General features: G+C 42.8%; 18 protein-coding genes. 16 read left to right on the top strand and 2 right to left on the bottom strand.

What is annotated here, in order from left to right; genetic code table 11:
* Positions 1-97: 97 nt before the first annotated feature.
* From dgt to guaA, 12 genes are all read left to right on the top strand, one after another.
* The gene (gene dgt, locus BN1938_RS11105) at positions 98-1,498 is read left to right on the top strand and encodes a dGTP triphosphohydrolase (protein WP_050640645.1); all 1,401 of its coding nucleotides are present in this window, start codon (positions 98-100) and stop codon (positions 1,496-1,498) included.
* Positions 1,499-2,535: 1,037 nt separating this feature from the next.
* The gene (gene bioB / locus BN1938_RS11100) at positions 2,536-3,501 is read left to right on the top strand and encodes a biotin synthase BioB (RefSeq protein WP_050640644.1); all 966 of its coding nucleotides are present in this window, start codon (positions 2,536-2,538) and stop codon (positions 3,499-3,501) included.
* 178 nt (positions 3,502-3,679) lie between these two features.
* Positions 3,680-3,973 carry a nucleotidyltransferase family protein gene (locus BN1938_RS11095; protein WP_050640643.1) on the top strand — a complete coding sequence of 98 codons (294 nt, stop codon included), beginning with the start codon at positions 3,680-3,682 and terminating at the stop codon, positions 3,971-3,973.
* The gene (locus tag BN1938_RS11090) at positions 3,960-4,349 is read left to right on the top strand and encodes an HI0074 family nucleotidyltransferase substrate-binding subunit (protein ID WP_050640642.1); all 390 of its coding nucleotides are present in this window, start codon (positions 3,960-3,962) and stop codon (positions 4,347-4,349) included. The genes BN1938_RS11095 and BN1938_RS11090 overlap by 14 nt, the downstream gene beginning before the upstream one ends.
* Positions 4,350-4,551: 202 nt before the next feature.
* Positions 4,552-4,998, top strand: a complete 447-nt coding sequence (locus BN1938_RS11085; RefSeq protein WP_050640641.1) for a hypothetical protein — start codon at positions 4,552-4,554, stop codon at positions 4,996-4,998.
* 182 nt (positions 4,999-5,180) lie between these two features.
* On the top strand, positions 5,181-5,432 hold the full coding sequence (gene spoIIID, locus BN1938_RS11080; RefSeq protein WP_025655933.1) for a sporulation transcriptional regulator SpoIIID: 252 nt from the start codon (positions 5,181-5,183) through the stop codon (positions 5,430-5,432).
* Between the two features lie 562 nt (positions 5,433-5,994).
* Positions 5,995-7,230: an extracellular solute-binding protein gene (locus BN1938_RS11075; RefSeq protein ID WP_050640640.1), complete on the top strand. Its 1,236-nt coding sequence runs from the start codon at positions 5,995-5,997 to the stop codon at positions 7,228-7,230.
* On the top strand, positions 7,227-8,921 hold the full coding sequence (locus BN1938_RS11070; RefSeq protein WP_050640639.1) for a sensor histidine kinase: 1,695 nt from the start codon (positions 7,227-7,229) through the stop codon (positions 8,919-8,921). Before BN1938_RS11075 ends, BN1938_RS11070 begins: the two co-directional genes overlap by 4 nt.
* Complete coding sequence (locus BN1938_RS11065) at positions 8,918-10,447, top strand: response regulator (protein ID WP_050640638.1); 1,530 nt, start codon at positions 8,918-8,920, stop codon at positions 10,445-10,447. Before BN1938_RS11070 ends, BN1938_RS11065 begins: the two co-directional genes overlap by 4 nt.
* A gap of 125 nt (positions 10,448-10,572) precedes the next feature.
* A complete protein-coding gene (locus tag BN1938_RS11060) occupies positions 10,573-10,803 on the top strand; it encodes an HPr family phosphocarrier protein (protein WP_025655937.1) in 231 nt (76 codons plus the stop codon).
* A gap of 389 nt (positions 10,804-11,192) precedes the next feature.
* Positions 11,193-12,548 (top strand): MATE family efflux transporter, encoded by a 1,356-nt coding sequence (locus BN1938_RS11055; RefSeq protein ID WP_050640637.1) that lies wholly within the window; start codon positions 11,193-11,195, stop codon positions 12,546-12,548.
* A 203-nt stretch (positions 12,549-12,751) separates the two neighbouring features.
* Positions 12,752-14,299, top strand: a complete 1,548-nt coding sequence (guaA, locus tag BN1938_RS11050) for a glutamine-hydrolyzing GMP synthase (protein WP_050640636.1) — start codon at positions 12,752-12,754, stop codon at positions 14,297-14,299.
* A 68-nt stretch (positions 14,300-14,367) separates the two neighbouring features.
* Here the strand turns inward: guaA and BN1938_RS11045 are convergent, their stop codons facing one another.
* Together BN1938_RS11045 and BN1938_RS11040 are read right to left on the bottom strand one after the other, a co-directional pair.
* Positions 14,368-15,897, bottom strand: coding sequence for a response regulator transcription factor (locus tag BN1938_RS11045; protein ID WP_050640635.1), 1,530 nt, complete (start codon positions 15,895-15,897; stop codon positions 14,368-14,370).
* A 9-nt stretch (positions 15,898-15,906) separates the two neighbouring features.
* Positions 15,907-17,655: a cache domain-containing sensor histidine kinase gene (locus BN1938_RS11040; protein WP_050640634.1), complete on the bottom strand. Its 1,749-nt coding sequence runs from the start codon at positions 17,653-17,655 to the stop codon at positions 15,907-15,909.
* A 174-nt stretch (positions 17,656-17,829) separates the two neighbouring features.
* Here BN1938_RS11040 and BN1938_RS11035 point away from each other — a divergent pair, with 174 nt between their 5' ends.
* The 4 genes from BN1938_RS11035 to BN1938_RS11020 all read left to right on the top strand — a co-directional run bounded on the left by BN1938_RS11035 (position 17,830) and on the right by BN1938_RS11020 (position 22,925).
* Positions 17,830-19,749 carry a glycoside hydrolase family 127 protein gene (locus BN1938_RS11035; protein ID WP_148487179.1) on the top strand — a complete coding sequence of 640 codons (1,920 nt, stop codon included), beginning with the start codon at positions 17,830-17,832 and terminating at the stop codon, positions 19,747-19,749.
* Between the two features lie 105 nt (positions 19,750-19,854).
* A complete protein-coding gene (locus tag BN1938_RS11030) occupies positions 19,855-21,174 on the top strand; it encodes an ABC transporter substrate-binding protein (protein WP_050640632.1) in 1,320 nt (439 codons plus the stop codon).
* A 39-nt stretch (positions 21,175-21,213) separates the two neighbouring features.
* Entirely contained in the window at positions 21,214-22,098 is an 885-nt protein-coding gene (locus BN1938_RS11025) for a carbohydrate ABC transporter permease (protein WP_050640631.1), read from the top strand.
* Positions 22,099-22,106: 8 nt separating this feature from the next.
* On the top strand, positions 22,107-22,925 hold the full coding sequence (locus BN1938_RS11020) for a carbohydrate ABC transporter permease (protein ID WP_050640630.1): 819 nt from the start codon (positions 22,107-22,109) through the stop codon (positions 22,923-22,925).
* Positions 22,926-22,930: the final 5 nt, after the last annotated feature.

The following is a 22,930-nucleotide window of genomic DNA, read 5'->3' as shown; positions in this document are numbered from 1 at the left end:
GTCAAACACGAAATATGTTGAAAACAGCGGGGAAATATGTTAGTCTATTCTTTTTCAAAGGATACGATTAAGGTCATTTTCAAAGGAGAGGACATAGATGGAATGGGAGACATTACTTTCAAAAGAGCACTTTGTTGAAATGGAACATGAGGGCGGTATAGCGGACAGAAACGATTATGAAACAATTATCTGCAGTACTTTCCTGCGCAGGCTGCAGGATAAAGCACAGGTGTTTCCTCTTGACGAGGACGATTATGTAAGAACACGTCTGACACACTCGCTGGAGGTGTCCGCCATAGGAAAAAAGCTGGGTGAATATGCCTTTAAGAAAACAAGAGAAAGCAGAAAAGATCCGTGGTTTGAGAATCATTCTGAGAAGGAATTTTCGGAGGTGCTCTTGTGCGCCGGCCTGATCCATGATATCGGCAATCCCCCTTTCGGCCATTTTGGGGAATATGCGATCAGGGAATGGTTCCAGACACATCTGAAAGATTTGGCTCTCGGAGAACGGAAACTCACAGAGATCCTGTCTAATTGGCAGCTTCTGGATTTGTACACCTTTGAGGGCAACGCACAGTCTCTGCGCTTATTATCAAAGACTCCTTATCTGGGACGGGAAAATGGGTTTAATCTATCATACAGTGTTCTGGGGGCCATCATGAAATATCCCATTTCGTCGGAAAAATTGAGGAACTGTAATCCGGACCATTATAAAAAAATAGGGTACTACTATTCTGAACGGAAATTATTTGAGGAGATAAACAACAGAACGGGAATGAATGGTTCCCGCCACCCGCTGTCATATCTGCTGGAAGCCGCGGATGATATAGCATACCGGACATCTGACCTGGAAGATGCAATGGTAAAGAAAGTGATCAGTTTCGAGCAGATCATGGAAACATTTGAGCAATGCGGAAGGAATCTTGAGGAAAATCAAGAAAACAAGCAGGAAGTCTGCCAGTGTGTGGAAAAACTCGCGGAAATGTATCGGGAGGAAGTCGCAAAGAATACAAGAAAACCTGGACTGACGGCAGTACAAAGATGGAATCAGTTCATGCAGGGGATTATGATAAGAGATGCGGGGGAAACCTTTGTAAAAGAATATGAGCTGATTATGCAGGGACATTTTTCCGGGGATTTGTTTAACGACACTGTTTCCAGGCATATTATTTCCGCAATCTCGGATCTGAGCGAGGAGAAGATTTATACCAGTTCCGTGAAAACGCGGAGAGAATTATTCGGACGGCGTGTGATCGATTCCCTGCTCAGTCAGTTTATGCCGGCGGCGGTCGGGTATGATACAAAAGAAAAAATCAACTTTATTGACCGCAGGATAATTGATACGGTGTCAGAATTCTATAAATCAATGTACAGGCATGAGTCGGCGGGGAAAAGCGAGGAGGAAAAACTTTATTTAAGAATATTAATGATAACTGATTATATCAGCGGTATGACGGATAACTATGCGAAAAGACTCTATCAGGAACTTTTTGCGTAAATCGGGAGTTAGTGACGCGCTTTAGTCGCGGTACGGATGGGGACGCTCCATGAAGGGATAGCCGAAAACCTCCCGGAGAACATCCATGTCCTTTCAAAAACGCGGCCGCGAACCTAAGAAATTCTAGGCGGGAAACAGCCCTGAAAATGGAGCACCACTGACACATCACGAGAAATCCGATGATTTCTCGCGCTGGGTCAGCTGATTTTTGGATTCGGAATCCAAAAATCTCTCCATTTTCAGGGCTGTTTCCCACCAAGAATTTCTAAGGTTCGCTTTGAGCGTTTTTGAAAGGACATGGATGTTCTCCGGGAGGCTTTCGGCTATCCCTTCATGGAGCTGGCGCATCCAACCGGCAGGAAAAGGACTCGTTCCTAAGGTGGGGCCTCAAACGGGGGCAGCGTATGGATATAGAATTGGCGGGACTTTTATGTCCCCAGTAGGTGTACATAAGCAAAGGGATACGGTTCCAGTATCAAAATAATTCAATACACATCTTGAAGATGAAAAGACACGCATAGCCAATCCACATCCGCTGCCCTGGTCCGGGATCCCACCCGGTTGGCGGGCTTTCCTGCCGATTGGATGAGCCAGCTTTATGACAGGGAGGCCGGGGAGGTGCTGGGGCTGTATATGCCGTTGCGAAATGCTGGAGTGCGCTTAGTGATTCTTGAACAGCCGCTGCCGGATAGGCGGGGAACAACTTGATCTCCAAATCAAGTTGTTGCTGAACCCAGCGCGGGAAATCATCAGATTTCCCGTGATGTGTTCAGCGTACCCGCCTATCCGGCAGCGGCTGTTCTAGAAACACTTAGCAGCACGGGTGCATATCGCAACGGCATATACAGCCCCGGCACCTCCCCGGTCTCCCTGTCATGAAGCGTCCCCATCCGTCGACTAGGCTAAAGCTAGCCGACTAAATCCCGATTTAATAGAATTTATGATGTTGAATGTAAACTAGTGATGTGGAGAGGTTGACAATTGGAACTGGATTCTATAATATAGTAGTAAAAATGGTAACAAAGGGAGACAAATTGATGGGAAATTTACTGGATAGGATGAAGAGAAGAGTGCTTGCCGGCGATCTGCTTTTGAAGGAAGATGCTATGCAATTGGCGGAGCTGCCGCTGGAACCTTTATGTGAGGCTGCGGATGAGATCCGGGAGGTGTTTTGTGGAAAACGCTTTGATCTTTGTACCATTATTAATGGGAAAAATGGAAAGTGTTCGGAGGATTGTAAGTATTGTGCACAGTCAGCATTTTATTCCACTGAGGTTGAGAGCTACCCGCTTCTAAAGACGGATCAGCTGCTGGAACAGGCCAAGTACAATGCAGAGCGGGGCGTTATGAGATATTCGATTGTGACGTCAGGGAAAAGGCTGGATGACGGTGAAGTGGAGGCTGTGTGTAAAAGTATCCGCGCAATTCGGGAGAATGTGGATATCTCGGTTTGTGTTTCTTTTGGGTTACTGGATGAGATGGCTTTTCGGAAAATTAAAGAGGCAGGTGCTTGCCGGGTACATAATAATTTGGAATCCTCCAGAAATTATTTTAGGGAGGTCTGTACGACACACTCTTATGAAGAAAAGATTGAGACTGTTAAGGCTGCTAAGCGTGCCGGGCTTAGTGTCTGCAGCGGGGGGATTGTGGGGCTTGGAGAGACGATGGAAGACCGGATTGACCTGGCTTTAACGGTCAGAGATCTGGGGGTGCGTTCTATTCCGGTTAATATGCTGAACCCGATTCCAGGCACGCCATATGAGAGAAATCCCCGGCTTACGATTGAGGATATGTGCAGGATAACGGCAGTTTTCCGGTTTCTTGTGCCGGATGCATTTATCCGGCTGGCGGGCGGCCGCGGATTGATGGCGGATAAAGGAAAACGGTGCTTTCAGTCAGGCGCCAATGCGGCTATTACAGGAGATATGCTGACGACAGCAGGGATAACCATAGAGCAGGATATGCGGATGCTGAAAGAACTGGGTTTTGAGGTGAAGCCCTAATTATAGTGAAATATTAAAAAATAAATGTCGAAAAAGAGAAACGGTCAGAAATAACTGGCGGTTTCTTTTTTACAAATGTATAGGGGGGAATATGGTATAATTAAAATGTATTGCGAGCTAGAAATCAGCTTATCTGATTTCCTCTAGCGAGCGAAAGAATGGGTATAGGAGGAGTAATATGGATAGAACCGGAATTAGGCCCCAGGTAATCGAAGAGATTAAGACGCTGGCGGAAAAATATAAGATTAGCAAGGTGATATTATTTGGCTCGCGAGCACGCGGTGATTTTAAAAGGATAAGCGATATTGATTTGGCAGTGGAAGGGGGAGATTTTGAACGCTTTGCATTGGATGTAAACGAAGAAACATCGACACTGCTGGAATATGATATTGTTGATTTAAGACAGGATATACAAGAGGAACTGAGAGACTCAATTAAAAAGGAGGGGAAAATACTTTATGAGAAAATATGATAATTTCTGCAGTGCACTGTTAAAACTGGAGGAAATTTATAATTATGAGGAACCGTTCGATAATGTTATATTGACAGGCTTGGTGGGATTATATGAAATTTGTTTTGAGCAGTCATGGAAGATGATGAAAGATATATTGGAATCCCACGGCTATGAGGAGGGAGCTACCGGCTCACCTAAGATAATTTTGAAAACAGCATATAAAGCCGGGATGATTAAAGACGAGGAACTATGGATTCGGGCGCTGCACGAAAGGAATAATGTATCGCACTCTTATAATAAAAGGGTTGCTCTTGAAATCATCACGCAGACAAAAGATTATTTTTATGAAATGTTCTGCAAATTGAAAAAGGAAGTTGAGGATAATTGGGTATAGGTTTAGGCGTAGAACTGCCCGTGCAGACAATGATTGCCTGTGCAGAGCTATAAGTGTAGACTATGCACGGATTCTGATCGTTTTTATTTATGATATGTACGAGATTTAATATATAGAATGTTAAAAAATGTATGTTATGATATTGATAAACTTATAAAGAAGCACTGGAACAAAATACTTTATGCAAATAGAGGGAGAGAAAATGGATTTTAGCTATGACGAATATGAGAAACAATGCGAAAAGATTTGTGCCGTTAATTATCAGTTGTTAGATTTATTTGAAGAAGATTTAAGAGATTTGTCGCCCAAGACGGTAAGGCAGCATGTAAGTAATGTAGATTTTTATATCAATGATTATCTGCTTTATGAGGATGCGCTGTCTTTCGAAGCGGGAATAGAAAAGATTGATGATTTTTTGGGAAATTTCTTCATTCGTAAATGTATGTGGTCTACTCCGGGAAATATAAAAAGCACAGCCGCAAGTATAAAAAAGTTTTATAAATGTATGCTGGATCATGGAAAAATCCAAAGGGCAAGCTATAATTACCTGTACGGTGAGATAAAAGAAAGAATGCCAAAATGGCAGGCAGATTGTGCACAATACAATGATATTGATGCAGACAATCCATTTGATTATTTTTATTATTGAGTTCGAATCAGTAAGTTTTGAAAGATCAAAATGCATTTGAAGATATAGACCATTTGATTTTGGAAAAAAACAGTAATCTTTTTTACACATTACATTTTATAAAAGCGATCAATCCAAAAGCAAGTCATACTCTCCTTCCCCCGCGCATACATTGTAAAAACAATGATTGCAGGGGGATTTTTTTGAAAGATTATATTGAGGAAAGAGCCGTGGAAATCGCCAATTATATCATAGATAACAGTGCCACAGTTCGGCAGACGGCGAAGCAGTTTGGAATCAGCAAGAGTACGGTACATAAGGATGTGACGGAGCGGCTCCTACAGATTAATCCTGCATTGGCGGGAGAGGCACGGAAGGTGCTGGACATGAATAAGTCTGAGCGCCATATACGCGGCGGACTTGCTACCAGAGAAAAATATCTGCATCAGCACTAGTACATCGTAAAATAAGTAACTGACTCATAAGCTGAGATAAATTTTCGAGAGTGCTGCTCCACAAACGCAGGCGTAGTGGGCTACGCTGAGGCTTGTGGAGCAGTGCTATCGGAAATTTAGGTCTGCTTATGTGGCAGTTAATTATTATACGATGTACTAGTACAGCATTGCACTAATAATTCAGCAATAAGCACCTGCTCTCTACGCCATAGCTGTACCTGCTTTCGCTAGACGTAGGAACCACTACGCCGTCGCGAAAGCAGGCACAACTCTGACGCAGATATCAGGCGCTTATTACTGAAAGATTAATGCACTGCTGTACTAGAGAATTACAGATAGAATGCACCTCAGGCGCCGGGAATCAGACAACCCGGTACTTAGGTGCATTTTATTGTGTACAGATATAGGCTTTGCGTGTAACAGCAGTGGAGTCTAAGGCACGTCATAAACATCGGCCAAGTGCCCTGCCTGACGCCAGGGTTTTCATGAATTCCATGATTATGGTATAATGTCTACTGTAAATGATAACAGATTCAGTTATAGTGACAAAGGAGAAAAGGCTGTGAAGAGATATAAGAGAATCTGTGCACTTCTGCTTGCCTTTTTACTGACTGCGGGGAATGCCGCAGGATGTGCAGAAAAAGAGCAGGACACGGTGAAAGAAAAGGAAAAGATCACGATTTGGTACTACTGGAGCCAGAGCTATGTAAAAAAAGAACTGGCGAATCTGGTAAATGGATTTAACCGCACCCAGGATGAGATTGAAGTAACGACCCAGTATGTGCCGGATGAAGATTTCAAGAAAAAACTGGCCCTAAGCATGGCGGATGGTAATATGCCGGAGCTGGCGTTGGTGGACTCATCGGATTTTCATTATTTTCATGCAATGGAGCCTTTTGCGGATCTGACAGATGAGATCAGGGGTTTTGATGAATATCTGCCGGAAGTGAAGGAAGCCTGCAGTGTGAATGGTCGTATGATGGGGCTTCCTTATGGAATGAACTGTGCGGTCCTCTATTATAATAAGAACATCATGGAAGTGCACGGGGCCGAAGTACCGCAGACATGGCAGGGGCTTTATGATACGGCAGTGAAGCTCTCTGATCACGGACATTACGGTTTCGGCCTTCCGGCAGTGGAGAGTGAAGAAAGTGTATATAGTTTCCTGCCGGTTTTGTGGTCGATGGGCGGAGAGGTGGATGCACTGGATTCGGCCGGAAGCAGGCAGGCACTCCACCTTCTGCGGCAGCTGACGGAATCGGGGGCCATGAGCAGGCAGACAATCAGCCTGACAGAAGGCGATCTTCTGCGGCAGTTTGTTGAGGGCAATATTGCAATGATGATCAACTCTTCTTCTATGATAGCCTCTATCCGGGATTTAAATCCTTTTTTGAAGTACGGTGTTACGGTTCTGCCTGCGGCCGATGATGGTACCCGGACAACCGTGCTGGGCGGGGAGATTTTTGGGGTTACTAAGGGAGCACATCAGGATGCTGCGGTCAAATTTCTGCAGTATGTAAGCGACAAAGAACGGATGTCTTCCTATATGGAACGTTCCGCTTATATGGCTCCCCGCCGGGATGTGCTTGAAAATCAGTATGTGGAGGATCCGCTGAACAGGAGTATGATAGAGATTGCCAAATCAGCCAGGACGAGAGAGTTCTCGGTGGAATGGCCGTACATATCCAGAGTACTTACGGATGCAATGGGGGAAGCAATTATTGGAGAAAAACCGGAGGATGAAATTCTGAGAGAGGCAGCAGAAAGGATGGCTGAGATCAGGAGAGGAGACTTATGAAACGGGAAAGAACATTGAGAACAAGGATGTCCTTTAGATTTCTGATGGCGGCGCTGGTGCCGGTCTGCCTGTTTGCTGTTATTTCCCAGATGAGACTAAGGAGCAGCCTCCAGGACAACATAGACGGCCGTATCAGCAGTAACCTGTACAATGCCAATAAATCCCTGGACATGGTATTGGAAAAGTATGAGACAATCCTGTATGATATGTGTACGGATGATACGATCATAGATACCGTACTGGAAATTATGAAGGAACAGGATGATCTGGACGTTAACAGCAGTACGCTGCGGCATGAACTGAGCCATATCTGCAATAGTAACCCAGGAGTGGAAGGGATCACGATATCGCTTCGGAACGGGCGTATTATATTCTATGACCGATTGAATTCTTCCTCCACAAACAGCGTCTGGGCGGATAAAATCACGGTTCCGGAGATTGGGAAGGGATATGTATATCAGGGGCTCACAGATCCGGTGACTGCAAATGAACGGAAAACGTATTTATTTCAGATCGGGAGAAAACTGATCGATTACAGGAATATCAATGATCCTCTGGGGATCGTGGTAATCAGCATCAACCAAGAGCAGATACGGGATACGCTGGTGTCGGGGACGGACAATGCCACATATCTGCTGCAGGGAAATACGGTGATCAGTTCTCCGGACTCTGCAGATATCGGAAGCGAATTCAACAGTCAGAAGGATACAGCTGATCGTAAGTATACGACGATGCTGCATGAAAAAAGCGGTTTTACCATCTGCAATGAGCAGCCGCTGGCTGATTATAACAGGGCAATCTGGGAACAGGTGTTGTTTTTCTTCGTGATAGCAGTAGTATCCTGTGCAATTATGGTCTGTTTGATTTACATGTCCACGCAGCCGTATCTGGCGGCAGTGGATTCTCTCGTGAATGCCATGAATGATCTGGAAGAAGGGGATTTTGGAGTCAGCATCCAGATTCCAGAAAGTATGCCGCCGGAAATACGGAGGATTGGCACAGGGTTTAATGAGATGGTTGTCCATATTGACGATCTGATCGGTCAGGTGAAGTCGGCTGTTGTAGAGCAGAAAAATGCGGAACTCTCCGCACTGGAAGCACAGATAGACCCTCATTTTCTGTACAATACGCTGGATACGATTAACTGGAAGGCTATTGAAAATGAGCAGTATGACATCAGCGGGATGGTAGGGGCGCTGGCTGATATTCTTAGATATACCGTCAAAAATGCGGGCGGTACGACTACGGTTAGTAAGGAACTGGGATGGCTTCGGCATTACTGTATGCTGCAGAGTGCAAAACTCGGAAAGCCGCTGACGATATTAGAACAAGTGCCTGAGGATATGATGGGATATAAGATCCATAAGCTTTTGCTGCAGCCCTTTGTGGAAAATTCCATCAAACATGGGTTTGGGGGAAAAGACGGGGACTGCCGCCTGACCATCGTGATGCGCCGGACAGAAGAGCAGATCCACATGATTATAGAAGATAACGGATTTGGCATTGGGCCGGAGACGTTAAAGAGATTGAATGATGAAGAGCAGGATATGGAGGGACACGTAGGTATTGCAAATGTCCGGAAACGCCTGAAACTGTACTACGGGGATGATGCCACCATTTATTTTGAAAGTATGCTGGGAAGTTGGACAAAAGTGCATCTGTTTGTGCCCGGAAAGGAGGACCAGCAGTGAGGATTGTAATTGTGGAAGACGAGGCGCCGATCCGGGAAGGCCTTGCAAAGATTTTACATAAAATAAACCCGGATTATGAACTGGTGGGGAAGGCCGGTGATGGAAAGGCCGGATATGAGCTGATCCGGAGAATGGAACCCGATCTGGTGATACTGGACATACAGATGCCGAAGATGGATGGGCTGTCGATGCTCAGAATGCTGCGAAAGGAGCAGAACCACTGCAGAGTGCTCATCCTGTCAGCTTATTCGGACTTTAATTATGCAAAACAGGCAATAGAGCTTGATATTGAGAATTATCTTCTGAAACCAATCAAGATACCGGAGCTGAAACGGGCTCTGGGGCAGATCGAGGAGGAGCTGGACAAAGAGAAAAGCCAGGATAAAGTATTTACCGTCCAGGGAATCTTTATTGGATGCTTAAACGGACAGCTTGCTCCGGACAGGCAGTTCCATAATATGACGATGGAAAAATACGGATTCTCCGTGGAGAATCCCGCCGAGGTCTTCGTTCTGTGGCTGGGAGACGGATATGAAGAACAGAAAAAAACGGCAAAGGATTTGCTGGAGGATGTGGGCGCCCACACGGTTAAATTTGCCTCCTGTGTGATAGAAGCCGATGCGTGGCAGCTGCTGATTATGATACTCTACCGGGTTCCCCGGGACTGTGCCTTATATGAATACTTCCAGAATTCTGTAGTCCCTATGCTGTGCAGCAATCTGAAAAGCCCTGTGGTCTGCATCTGGAAGAGCATAGAGCGGATTCTGGATTTGTCGGAGGCTGTCAGCGGGATACAGAAGGAAAAGGAATGGAACCTTCTTTTGAATAAGGGAACCCTGCTTAGGAAAGAGGAGATTGAAAAGTTAAAAATCGTGCCCCTGAAGCATCCGGCTGAGCTGGAGGACGAGGCATGCCAGGCGATCAAGAGGGGGGACTGGGAGACGCTCAAAGAATGTTACAGGAAGCTGTTCCAATATTATCCGGAGTCTCCCCATCTGCCGGAAGAAATCAAGAAATCACTCATACGTTTTAACTGGGCTGTAGCAAATTCGCGGGGGAACATCCAGGAACTGGATGCGGAACTCGAGATTCAGGGAATCCTGGGGGAAGTGTCCGGGGCGGCGAGCTGGGACCAGATTAAACGCAGCATGGAAAAGTTCTTTGAACTGCTGGATCTTAATATGCAGGAAAAAGAGGAGCTGCCGGTGAGTGTTCTTGTACAGAAGGCCCAGCAGATGATCCGTAAGTACTATGACCAGGGCATCACCCTGGAGGAAGTGGCAAACAAACTGTTTGTTTCGGAAGAATATCTGAGCGCACAGTTCAAAAAAGAAACCGGCGCCACATTTTCAGAAACAATCCGGAAGCTGCGGATTGAGAAGGTGAAACAGCTCTTAGCCGATACGCACCTGAAGCTAAATCAGATTGCAGAGCTGGCTGGATACTCGGATCCCAAGTATATGAGCAAGGTCTTTAAAGAGGAAGTGGGCATGCTTCCAAATGAGTTTCGTAAGTCAGTCCATTAAATTTTTCTACCTTTTTCAGAAATTTCGTCCTTGTAAATGGAAAAAATTGTGCTATGATGTCGATAACAAAAAAGCAGAAGCTAATGAAAGCCGTCATAGATAATCTGAAAAAAGGAGAGAAAAGAATGAATCAAATGATCATAAAATTTCAAAACCCTGAAGAAGTGCTTGATTTTGTAAATAAGGTTGCTAAGTATCCTTATGATATGGATATGAAGAGAGGCAGATTCGTAGTAGACGCCAAGTCGATACTTGGGATTATGAATCTGGGCTTCAATCATCCCATTGAACTGAAAATCTATGATGAGGACTGTGAAGACCTGAAACAGGAGATCTCAAAGTACGCTGCGGCATAAAAGCGGCAGTGCGTGTTGTAATTTAACTGCTATATCTGGGCGATATTAATCAAACAAAGCGTATAACTTGCATCTTAAAACTTCTCGGCGTATAATGTACGCGCTGAGAAGTTTTTTCTATGAAGGAAAAGTGCCTGTCACTTTCGCTTCATAAAAACCTCTGGGAGATGCACACGCCGCGATAAGATATATAACCGCAAAGCGGTGTCGCCGCGACGTCAAAGTGAGTATGCCCCTCTTGAGTGAGAGGGGGGGAGAGTTGAAGTGTGCCTCCCCACTTTGTTATTTATGCGGTGCTAAAGAGTGCGAGTCCCTTTTGAGTGCGGAAATGATGGTTTGAGGTGGGCCTGCCCGCTTTGATATGGGAATGAAAGAGTAGGAATGAAAGTATGAGAAAACAAATAGACAGAAGCGCCTATTTATTTGATAACAAGGCGCTGAGAGCATTGATCATTCCGCTGATTATCGAGCAGCTGCTTGCAATACTGGTCGGTATGGCGGATTCTATTATGATAGCGAGTGTCGGAGAGGCGGCGGTATCCGGAGTGTCGCTGGTTGACAATATCATGGTGCTCTTTATTAATGCTTTTGGAGCTCTGGCCGCCGGAGGCGCGGTTATATCAGGGCAGTATCTGGGGCAGAAGAGTGACAAAAACGCCTGTGAAGCTTCCAATCAGATTGTATGGTTTATCACGATCGTAGCCGTGGGGATTATGGCCATTATTTACTGTGGAAGATGGTTTATCCTGCATGTGGTATTCGGTGCGATCGACGCGGATGTAATGGCACATGCGAATACATACCTGCTGATTGTATCAGCCTCCATTCCGTTTATGGCATTATACAATGCCGGAGCGGCGATATTCCGTGCCATGGGTAACTCTAAGATGTCCATGCAGGTCTCGATCATTATGAATTTGATTAATATTGGAGGAAATGCGATCCTGATATACGGATTCCACCGGGGAACGGAAGGGGTGGCGATTCCAACACTGATCTCCAGGGTTGTAGCGGCCGTCATAATTACCGTGCTGCTGACGGACCAGAAGCGGCAGCTGCACATCAGCAGGAGCTTCCATTACCGTCCGGATTGGCGGATGATACGAAGAATCCTGTCGATCGGAGTGCCCAACGGCCTGGAAAACAGCATGTTCCAGCTGGGGAAAATCATGGTGCTGAGCCTGGTATCTACATTCGGCACCTATGCGATCGCTGCAAATGCAGTCAGCAATGCTGTGGCTCTGTTCCAGATTCTGCCGGGAATTGCACTGAATCTTGCGATCACCTCTGTGATTGCAATGTGCGTGGGGGCAGGGGATTACGAACAGGCACATTATTACACAAAAAAACTTGTGGGGATTGTGTACGTACTGATCTGGATTATGAACGCAGTCATTTTCCTTCTGCTGCCATTTATATTGAAGGCATACCACTTATCAGACCTCACGGCGGAGACAACGAAGCAGATATTATATTTCCACAGTATCAGCTGCATGATCGTGTGGCCGATTGCCTTCTCATTGCCCGCAACTCTGCGCGCTGCCGGGGATGCAAAAGTTACCATGATAATATCCATTGCCTCTATGTGGATCTTCAGAATTGTCTTCAGTTATATACTGGGAAGATACATGGGACTCGGCGTCTTTGGAGTCTGGGTGGCCATGGTAATCGACTGGTGCTTCCGGGCCGTCTTCATGATGGTCAGGTATCATGGCGGAAAATGGAAATTGATGCGGAGTATATAAGCAGGGAAAATAGCAGATTATACAATCTAGGGCGATGGATTTCACTGGAAATGCGGCCTGAAAACCAGACGTGGATGCGCGGAGAGATGTAAATAAGCCATTTTTTTGAAAAGAGAGTCTTGTAAATCGCAAAACCCTCCCTTATAATAGGAAAGTAAATTTAAAACAGGTTTAGACATTGCGTGTTCAACAGGAGGATAAATTTGAAGAATGAATTAGTCATTGTCCTGGATTTCGGAGGGCAGTATAATCAGCTGGTCGCAAGGCGTGTCAGAGAGTGCAGCGTATATTGCGAGATCTATTCTTATAAGACAGATATAGAAAAAATAAAGGCAATGAATCCGAAAGGAATCATTCTGACAGGCGGGCCGAACAGCTGCTACGAGGCGGATTCCCCGACTTATACAAAAGAACTTTTTAAGCTTGGCATACCGGTACTCGGCTTATGCTATGGCGCACAGCTGATGATGCATGTGCTGGGAGGCCGGGTAGAACGTGCGGATGTGCGGGAGTATGGAAAGACAGAAGTTCTGATCGACAAGCCGGATTCCAAAGTATTTGAAGATGTATCCACCCCGACAATCTGCTGGATGAGCCACTTTGACTATATCTCCCAGGCGGCGCCCGGATTTGAAGTCACGGCGCATACTGCAGACTGCCCGACAGCAGCAGCGGAGAGAGCCCGGGACGGCCTTTATGCGATTCAATTCCATCCAGAGGTGCTGCATACGGTTGAAGGCACAAAGATGATTAATAACTTTTTAAAGAATGTCTGCGGCTGTGCCGGAGACTGGAAGATGGACGCATTTGTAGAAGAGACGATCAAGGCAATCCGGGAAAAAGTTGGCGGCGGCAAAGTGCTCTGCGCGCTTTCGGGCGGCGTGGATTCATCTGTGGCGGCAGTGCTGCTTTCCAAGGCGATCGGATCACAGCTCACCTGTGTATTTGTGGATCATGGTCTTTTAAGGAAAGATGAAGGGGACGAAGTAGAGGCTGTCTTCGGACCGGAAGGGCATTATGACCTGAACTTTATCAGGGTCAATGCGCAGGAGAGATTTTATAGTAAACTTGCCGGAGCTGTCGAACCGGAAGAGAAGCGGAAGATTATAGGAGAAGAATTTATCCGTGTATTTGAGGAAGAGGCCCAGAAGATCGGGGCGGTAGATTTTCTCGTGCAGGGAACGATATATCCGGATGTAGTAGAGAGCGGCCTGGGCGGGGAATCCGCAGTGATCAAATCCCATCACAATGTTGGCGGGCTGCCGGATTATGTGGATTTCAAAGAGATCATAGAGCCGTTGAGAGACTTGTTTAAGGACGAGGTGCGTAAGGCAGGACTGGAACTCGGGATACCGGAGAGACTGGTGTTCAGGCAGCCATTCCCTGGGCCGGGACTGGGAATACGGATTATTGGCGAGATTACCGCTGAAAAGGTGAAGATTGTGCAGGATGCAGACGCTATTTACCGTGAGGAAATGGATGCTGCCGGAATGAATAAGATTGTGGGACAGTATTTTGCTGCTCTGACCAATATGCGGTCTGTGGGGGTTATGGGGGATGAGAGAACCTATGACTATGCAGTGGCGCTGCGGGCGGTGAATACCATAGATTTCATGACTGCGGAGTCGGCGGAAGTGCCTTGGGAGGTGCTGCACCGGGTAACCAGCAGAATTGTGAATGAAGTGGGGCATGTGAATCGGGTGTTCTATGATTTGACGGGGAAACCGCCGGGGACGATAGAGTTTGAGTAGCGGACATAACCCCGGAAATGCTGATAAAATCAGCGTTTCCGGGGTCGCTTTATGTCCTTTGGCTCTAATTATCCTTTTATCCTATATATCTTTCTAAATTCTTTTGGAGTAATACCGACAATTTTCCGAAACCTTTTGATAAAATATTTTGTGTCACTATACCCTAATTCCTCACTGATTGTGTAAATTTTTTTATCAGTGTTAATTAATAGTTCTTTGGCTTTTGAGATTTTCAAAAATGTTAAATACTCAATGATAGTCTGGCCGGTCGCGGAACTATAAATATTACTGAGGCTTGTATAATTGATACAAAATATATCTGCCAAATCTGATAGGGTGATTTTTTCATTTAAATGATTCGTCAGATAGTTCTGCACCTGATCAATGAGATAAGCATGCGTACTGTTTATTTGTTCAAAAGCTTTATTGAAGACACTGTCAATCATTGACAGCAATGTTTCTTCAATTTCTTCTAAACTATAATAGTTATAAAGGAATTCCAGGCTTTCCGCATAATCAATATAGCATGCTGTGGACATATTTTTGTCGTTGCAGTATTTGACGATCACAAGTGAAATCTTATTCACCCATGATTGAAGTTCAAAATAGGAGGGTCTTTTTTCTCTTATATAATCCATAAATTCATAGATAGAATCCCGGACATCCAACAGATTGTTTTGATCAACCTGGAGCTGCAGATTGTTATAAATCATGTGTGGAAACGTACATATACCTTGATCAGCATATAGGCAGATTGATTTTTTTTCATAAAAGTACTGTTTTAAAGCAGAAATTCCGCTAAAAAAGGCATTCTTGAATGTGTCGGTAAAGGTGCTTTGATAAATGCTTGCATGTACACCTGCTTCACGCGGAAAAGACCAAAGGAGTTTCGAAAGCTGCTTATAAAGAAAATCTGTATCTATATCAGGTTTTTTGATTAAAATACAATAAAGCTTCTGACGGAACAGAAAAACATGACTGTCCTGGGAGAGGGCTGTTGAAAACTCCTTTAACTGCGGACGAAAGCTGGCAGAGATATTAGAAAAATGTGAATTGCCTTCCAGAAATAAAAACCAGATATTCTGAAAACTAAACCCGCATTGGCGTTTAAGCATTGTGACGGTCTCTTTTTTATTTTGTGTTGCAGCTTCTGAGAATAATAAATCCAAAAACTGTTCATATTCTGAATCTTTAAAATTATATTTATAGGGTGCCTTTTCCAACTGCAGAAAATTTTCTACACTTGTAATGATTTTATCAAATTCAGATGGAAGAACAGGCTTGAGCACATAACGAAATACATGGAACTCGACAGCTTTAGCGGCATAAGAAAATTCGGAGTATCCACTGATAATAATAATGGGGATAGTACTATTGGTTTTCCTGATTTTACTGATTAGTTCAAGGCCATTAAATTTTGGCATACGGATATCTGTGACAATCAGCTGAATGTCTGTATGTGTTTCAAGGTATTGAAGAACCTGGTCGCCGTCTTCAAATAAACCTGATATAAACCATTTGGGAGAGTGATTTTCAAAAATGGCGGCAATTCCGGTACGGCTTTGAATTTCATCGTCAATAATGATTACATGATTCATATACATCCCTCACTTTTGTACAGGCAGACGGATTATGATTTTTGTTCCTTCTGCTAATTTTGAAATGATCTGTATTCCATAAGGTCTTCCAAATTTCTTCTTAATATAGGCATTTGTATTTCCAATGCCAATTCCGCTGCTGTTACCATAAAGAACTGTGTATATGGCAGATTCGGTCATACCCTTTCCATTATCTTCTATAATCAAAAATAAATCATTTTGTTTAGAGTAGATATTCAGTTTTATGATTCCGCCATGATGGATTTCAGAAAAACCATGCAGCAGGGAATTCTCAATAAATGGCTGGAGAATGAACCGGGGAATTTTATAATTCATAATATTTTCTGCAATATTATATTGAATAGAGAACGAATCCTGAAACCGCATATTCTGTATATATATATAATTTTTTAACCAAAGTAGTTCATCAGACACAGATACAAAATCATTGTCTTTAATAATGCTGTATCTTAAGATTTGTGACAAGGCATTTATTACTTCCGGAATTTTTTTTGCATTTTCATTCTGAGCCATCCAGTTTATAGAGTCCAGAGTATTATATAGAAAATGAGGGTTTAGCTGTGCATGAAGAAGGGCGAGCTGCTGCCGGGCTTCTTTTTTGGATGACTCTTTTAATTGTTCAACAAGATGCAGAGTTCGCGTACTCATTTCCTGAAAAGACTCATATAAGTAACCTATTTCATTTTGAATAGGATAGTCTGGTATGGGAAAGTAATTCATATAATTCTGATTATGCATAATAATAGACAAATGTTGTATTGGCGTAATAATCTGTTTGGTACATAGTGAAAAAATAAGTAACAAACAGATAAAATTTACTACTGATATCAGCAAAAGGACAATCCGAACATACTGTGCAGCATTTTTTATGATGGGAACGGGGAGCAGCGAGTAGCAATTGTAGTTTAGCGAGTCCGTCATGGAGTAAAAGCAATAGTATTTATTTCCGTTGATAGTTCTCACAGAATAATCGCCTGACGGAGCAGATAACGTTTCTTTTGGTATAATTTCACCGATTTGACATTTTACCAGATCTTCAAGGTATCCCCATATTAAAGTGTTGTTTTCGGAGGTAATAAGCAGTATGGCTTCAGATTTAAATCCTGAAGTTGAGATAATATCTTCAAAAGATGAGATATCTATTTCAATCAGTAAAATGCCGATGGGACAGAAATTATGCTCGGTACTGCGGATTAACCGTCCATAGTAGATGGAAGCAGCAGAAGAAGGAAATTTTCGTTTTTTAATATGTGTTATGGGGTCTGACAGGACGCCGCTGCCGTTGCTGTCATAAATTTTCTTCAGAAAATCTGGGTTGAGTGATGTGGCGTTTACCACATTGCTGTATCCGTCATTCCAGTATAATGTATCGCCAGACATCGTTGTAAGCGAAAAAGAAAGAACATGGTTATCCGTACGCATCATGGAATTAATATCCGGCTGTATCTGCATTTTCTCGTAAGAAGACAACGTCCTGTCTTTTCCATTTTCCAAACATTTTAATATAGCATCATTGTAGTAAACCGATGAAGTAAGGTTGTTGAAGTGGCTGATTTTTTGCAGCAAATTCGATGCGGTTAATTCTAATATCTGCCGCTGGGATAAAATTTCAGCGTTCAGGGTTCTGTTTACTTCGAAACGATAAAGAAACAATGCCGTAATTATCATGGGAATGATAGCAGCAAAAATAAATATTTCTAATAACTGGATTTTTAGTGATATCTTTTTCGCTTTCATTAAATTACAATTCCGATCCTAATTCAAAAGAGTATTGGCTGTTAAAAAGATTGTATCATGTACAGTATAATATAATGAAAGAAAAAAAATACACTATTAAAAAAAATTAGTATTTTTTTCTAATAGTGTATAGAAATAAAATAAAATAAAAACCGCAAAAGGAGAATAATGAGTATGAAAGCATTTATACCTGCCAAAAGAGTTAAAGTTAAAAATATAAAAATAACAGAAGGTTTTTGGGGCGATATACAAAATATGATTATAAAAGAGGCGATACCCTATCAGGAAAAGATACTTAAAGATGAAGTTGCAGGTGCAGAAAAAAGCCATGCAATAGAAAATTTTAAGATTGCAGCAGGTATTTCTAATGGTGAATTTTATGGGACTGTTTTTCAGGATAGCGACGTTTCAAAATGGATTGAAGGCGTTGCATATTCATTGTCAGTCAAATCTGATCCGGAACTGGAAGAAAGAACAGATAAAATAATCAGTTATATAAAAGCGGCGCAGCAGGAAGACGGCTATTTGAATACATATTTTATTATCAAAGAGCCGGAGCATAAATGGCAGAATCTCCAGGAAGGTCATGAATTATATTGTGCAGGGCATTTGTTTGAAGCAGCTGCGGCATATTATGAAGAGACTGGGAAAAGAGAGCTGCTTGATGTGGCAATCCGATTGGCAGACCACATTGACCGACGGTTTGGGGACGATAAAATTTCGGGGATTCCGGGGCATCCAGAGGTGGAAATAGGGCTGATGAAATTGTATTTTATTACAGGGAATGAAAAATACAAGAAATTAGCGTCATATTTTGTAGAACAACGAGGGCAAGATCCTGATTTTTTTATGAAAGAAAAACAAAACAGAGGATGGACTTTATTTCATATGGATCCTTATGATCGAGAAAATGCACAATGTCATAAACCTGTGCGGGAACAGGACGAGGCGGTAGGACATTGTGTAAGGGCAGTCTATCTTTATACCGCCATGGCAGGACTGGCTATGGAAACGGAGGATGTAACGCTTTATGAGGCCTGTAAAAAATTGTGGAACAATATTGTCCGAAAAAAGATGTATATCACAGGCGGAATCGGTTCAACAGCCCGTGGAGAAGCCTTCACTCAAGCTTATGATCTTCCCAATGATACAGCTTATGCAGAAACATGTGCATCAGTTGCCATGGTTATGTTCGCGAAACAGATGCTGGATCTTGACCCGGATGCATCTTATGCAGATATTATGGAGAGGGAACTATATAACGGGGTAATGGGTGGAATGCAGTTGGATGGGAAAGGTTTTTTTTATGTCAACCCGCTGGAAACAGTCCGCGGAATATCCGGAGAACATTTTGGATTTGAGCATGTACTGACCCGAAGACCGAAGTGGTATGCATGTGCATGCTGCCCGCCTAATCTTGTGAGGCTTTTTATGTCAGTCGGAAAATATATTTGGACTGAGAAAAAAGAGATTATTTATTCACATTTGTTTATCAGTCAGACAGCAGAACTGGAGAAAGCTAAAATACAAGTTGACAGTAAATTGCCTTGGGATGGAGATGTGACATTTAAAATAGCATCAAAAACAGAGGAAAAGTGGACTCTTGCAGTCAGAATTCCAGAATATGCGGAAGGATTCCAGGTTATTTGTAATGGAGAGGAAGTAAATTATAAATCTACGATTAGCAAAGGCTATATCTATCTCGAAAGAAACTGGGGAGAGGACATACTTGAAATTCACTTTGGACTGAATATAAAAAAAGTTTATGCCAATCCTCAGGTGCGCGCCGATGCTGGATGTGTTGCATTTATAAGAGGGCCTATTGTGTATTGTTTTGAACAGGCGGATCAAGGAGAAAGCTTGCATAAATACAGAATTCCGAAGGATGTTCAGGCGGAGACTGTGATATGTAAAGAAGGAATTTTGAAAGATTTGGTCTTGCTTAAAGTTTCAGGAATGTGTCTGGAAGAATCGGATGACTTATATATGACTCAGATGCCACAGGCAAGTAATGTATTGCTGACAGCAATCCCATACTTCTCATGGGGAAATAGGGCAAAAGGGGATATGAGAGTATGGATGCCGGAAAAATAAAAATTCCACTTTTAAAAAAAATTAGTATTTTATTTACCAAAAAGAATTTATAGAATAAGGCTATAAAAGATATGAGCTCATAAAAACTTATAAAGGAGGAGAACAATGAGAAAACTTTACAAATTAAAGAGAAGAATATCTGTCGTTCTGGTGGGAGCGTTAGTGCTGGGAATGAGCGGAATAGCGTCAGGGTGCGGAAAAACCACAGGAAGTACGGAGACAACGAAAGAGGCGCAAGGTGATGGCCCTATTGAACTTGTTTATTGGAATCAGTGGACTCAGGAAGCGGAAATGGAATTCCTGGAAAAATATATCGAGGAATATAATAATTCTCAGGACAAATATCATGTAACATTTCTTGCAATCCCGTTTGAGGAATACACTACGACAAAGCTTGCAACAGCATTTGCCACAAATGAAGCGCCGGATATCTTTGAATGTAGTCCTGCAATTATTAATCAGTATCTTGATGCCGGGGTTTGTGAACCACTGGATGATATCTTTACCGATGAGATAAAAAATGATTTTACAGAAGCTGCTTTTGACCGTGTATCAAGGGATGGACATATTTACGGAATTCCCTTGGATGGAGATCTGGTTGCACTATACTATAACAAAGAAATATTAGAAGAGCAGGGGGTAAAGCCGCCAACTACATGGGATGAATTAAAAGAAGCGGCTGCAGCATTGAATACGGACGAATATTCAGGTTTTACTTTCGAAGTCGATAAGGGCGACTGGCAGTGTTTTACCTTCTATCCTTTTGTATGGATGCAGGGGGGAAGTTTATTTACGGAAGATGGAATGGCAAACCTGAATTCAGATGAGGTAGTAAATGCACTCCAATTGTGGAAAGACCTTCTGAATTCAGGGAACTGCAATGAGACGCCGGGCAGATCCGTATCAGACATCTCGATTTTGACAAATGGAGAAACAGCAATGCAGATCAATGGCAGTTGGTCCGTATTTCGTGCAGATCCGGAAAAGTATGGAGTAGTACCTCTCCCGGCAGTCGAAAAGGGCGGAGAAACAGCCAGTGTAGTTGGAGGATGGAATGTTTTGGTAAGCAATCAGAGCAGTGAGGAAAAAATTGCCGGTGCGAAGGATTTCATCTCATGGATGTGGTTAAACGTCGACCGTGTGACCGAATTTGATACGGATGCTAAATTTACTTACTGTATGAGAAATTCTGTAATTGAAGCGGGTAAAGATATTTATTATGTAAACGATAATGCTGCCGTATTCTCGGATGAAGTGCTTCCGACCGGGCAGCCGGAAATCGCTCTTTCAGGAGAAGCAAAGGAAATTGTGTCTACTATGATCCAGGATGCACTTTACAGCATGAGTGCGGAGGAAGCAGCTAATGCCGCACAGGAAAGCATGCTGCAATATCAGGAAAAAAGCGGATCTACATTTACCGGATAATGGGAAGGAAGAGGAGCATTTAGACGAAGGAGTAAGATCATGATGAAAAGAAAACATAAGCGTATAAAACACGAGACGGTGACCGCATATCTTATGATTGCTCCGGAAGTGATATTGATGGCTTTATTCATCTTTGTGCCGATATTATACGCATTATATATCAGCCTTTTTGACTGGAACGCGTTCGGCACAAAGATATTTACAGGAATCAGCAATTATATCGATGTATTAAGAGATTCAACATTCTGGGACAGTCTACTTATAACAGGCAAATATGCCGGAATATATGTAATTGCTGTATATCTGCTGTCTCTTGGAGCTGCCGTGTTTGTTCATTCGATCCGTGGAAATAAGAGGCAGCAGGCTGTGAGGATCGGGATCTATCTTCCGAATACGATTTCAACAATTGTAGCGGCAACATTGTGGACTTTTTTATTCAATTCCAGAAACGGTTACATTAATAAAATATTGGAACAATTAGGAATAAGCAGGCAGCTTTTTCTTGGATCGAAAACACAGGCGTTGGTTTGTGTAGCTATAGTAGGAATATGGATTGTTTTTGGGTACAATATGATTATTTTTCTTTCGGCCTTAAAAGACGTTCCCGCAGATTATTATGAGGCGGCAAAAATAGACGGCGCTAATGCTGTACAGAGATTTTTCAAAATCACGTTCCCCTTAATAAAAGGGACAAGCATATTTATATTGATCACAACTGTTATCTCATCATTTCAAGTATTTGATCAGATTAGGGTCATGACAGCAGGCGGACCGGCGAAGTCAACAGAGGTCACAGTATATTATGTTTATCAGCTTGCATTTGAACAGTACAGGTTTGGCTATGCATCTGCGATTGCAGTATCTCTGGCGCTGATTATAATGATTATTACAGTAATACAGTTAAAACTGTTAAAATTTAAGTAGGTGATACAGTGGCAAAAAAGACGAGAATATTAATTTTAAAAACTTTAGTTGCCTGTACTTTTTTGGTTTTCGCATTATTTCCGATTATTCTGTTTATCAGTAGTTCATTGAAAAAAGAGACGGAAGTATTTGATTACAGGATTATTCCACAGCATATTACGCTTGATGCATTTAAAGAGGTATTTGAATCACTGGATGTTCTTACCGGTATCGGAAACTCACTTTTTGTTGCGGTAATGGTTACCGTTTTGGCTTTGATCATCCATTCAATGGCGGCATTTGCCTTTGCAAGACTAAGATTTCCGGGAAAAAGAGCCTTGTTTATGTGGGTCTTAAGTACAATGATGATTCCGTTCCCGGTTATAATCATTCCATTGTTTTTTATAATCAAGGGTATGGGGCTCGTCAATTCTTTGTGGGGGATGATACTTCCCATGGTGCCGCACGCATATGGTGTGTTCCTGTTCCGGCAGTATTTTATAGAGATGCCGGATGCATTGTATGATTCAGCCAGAATTGATGGATGTACTATTTTTCAGATATTCAGAAAAATATATGTTCCTCTTGCGAAACCAATGTTTATTACTCTGGGAGTTTCCTTTTTTGTGACAAATTGGAATTCCTATTTGTGGCCGACTATAGTTGCACAGGATCAAAGTAAATATACGATACAGATACAGATCGCAACATTGATGGGGTCGTTGAGAATCTCATGGAATCTTATTTTGGCAGCATCGGTTGTGGCGGTCATTCCAACTGTTATTATTTTTATCTTCCTTCAAAGATATTACCTTGAAGGAATTAAGATGACAGGTATAAAAGACTAAAAATA

Origin of the sequence: Eubacterium sp. SB2 (genome assembly GCF_001244405.1) — a bacterium.
GTDB lineage: Bacteria > Bacillota > Clostridia > Lachnospirales > Lachnospiraceae > Faecalicatena > Faecalicatena contortus_B.
Note: the sequence above shows the minus strand (reverse complement) of the source record. Positions and strands in the feature narration are given on the sequence as shown.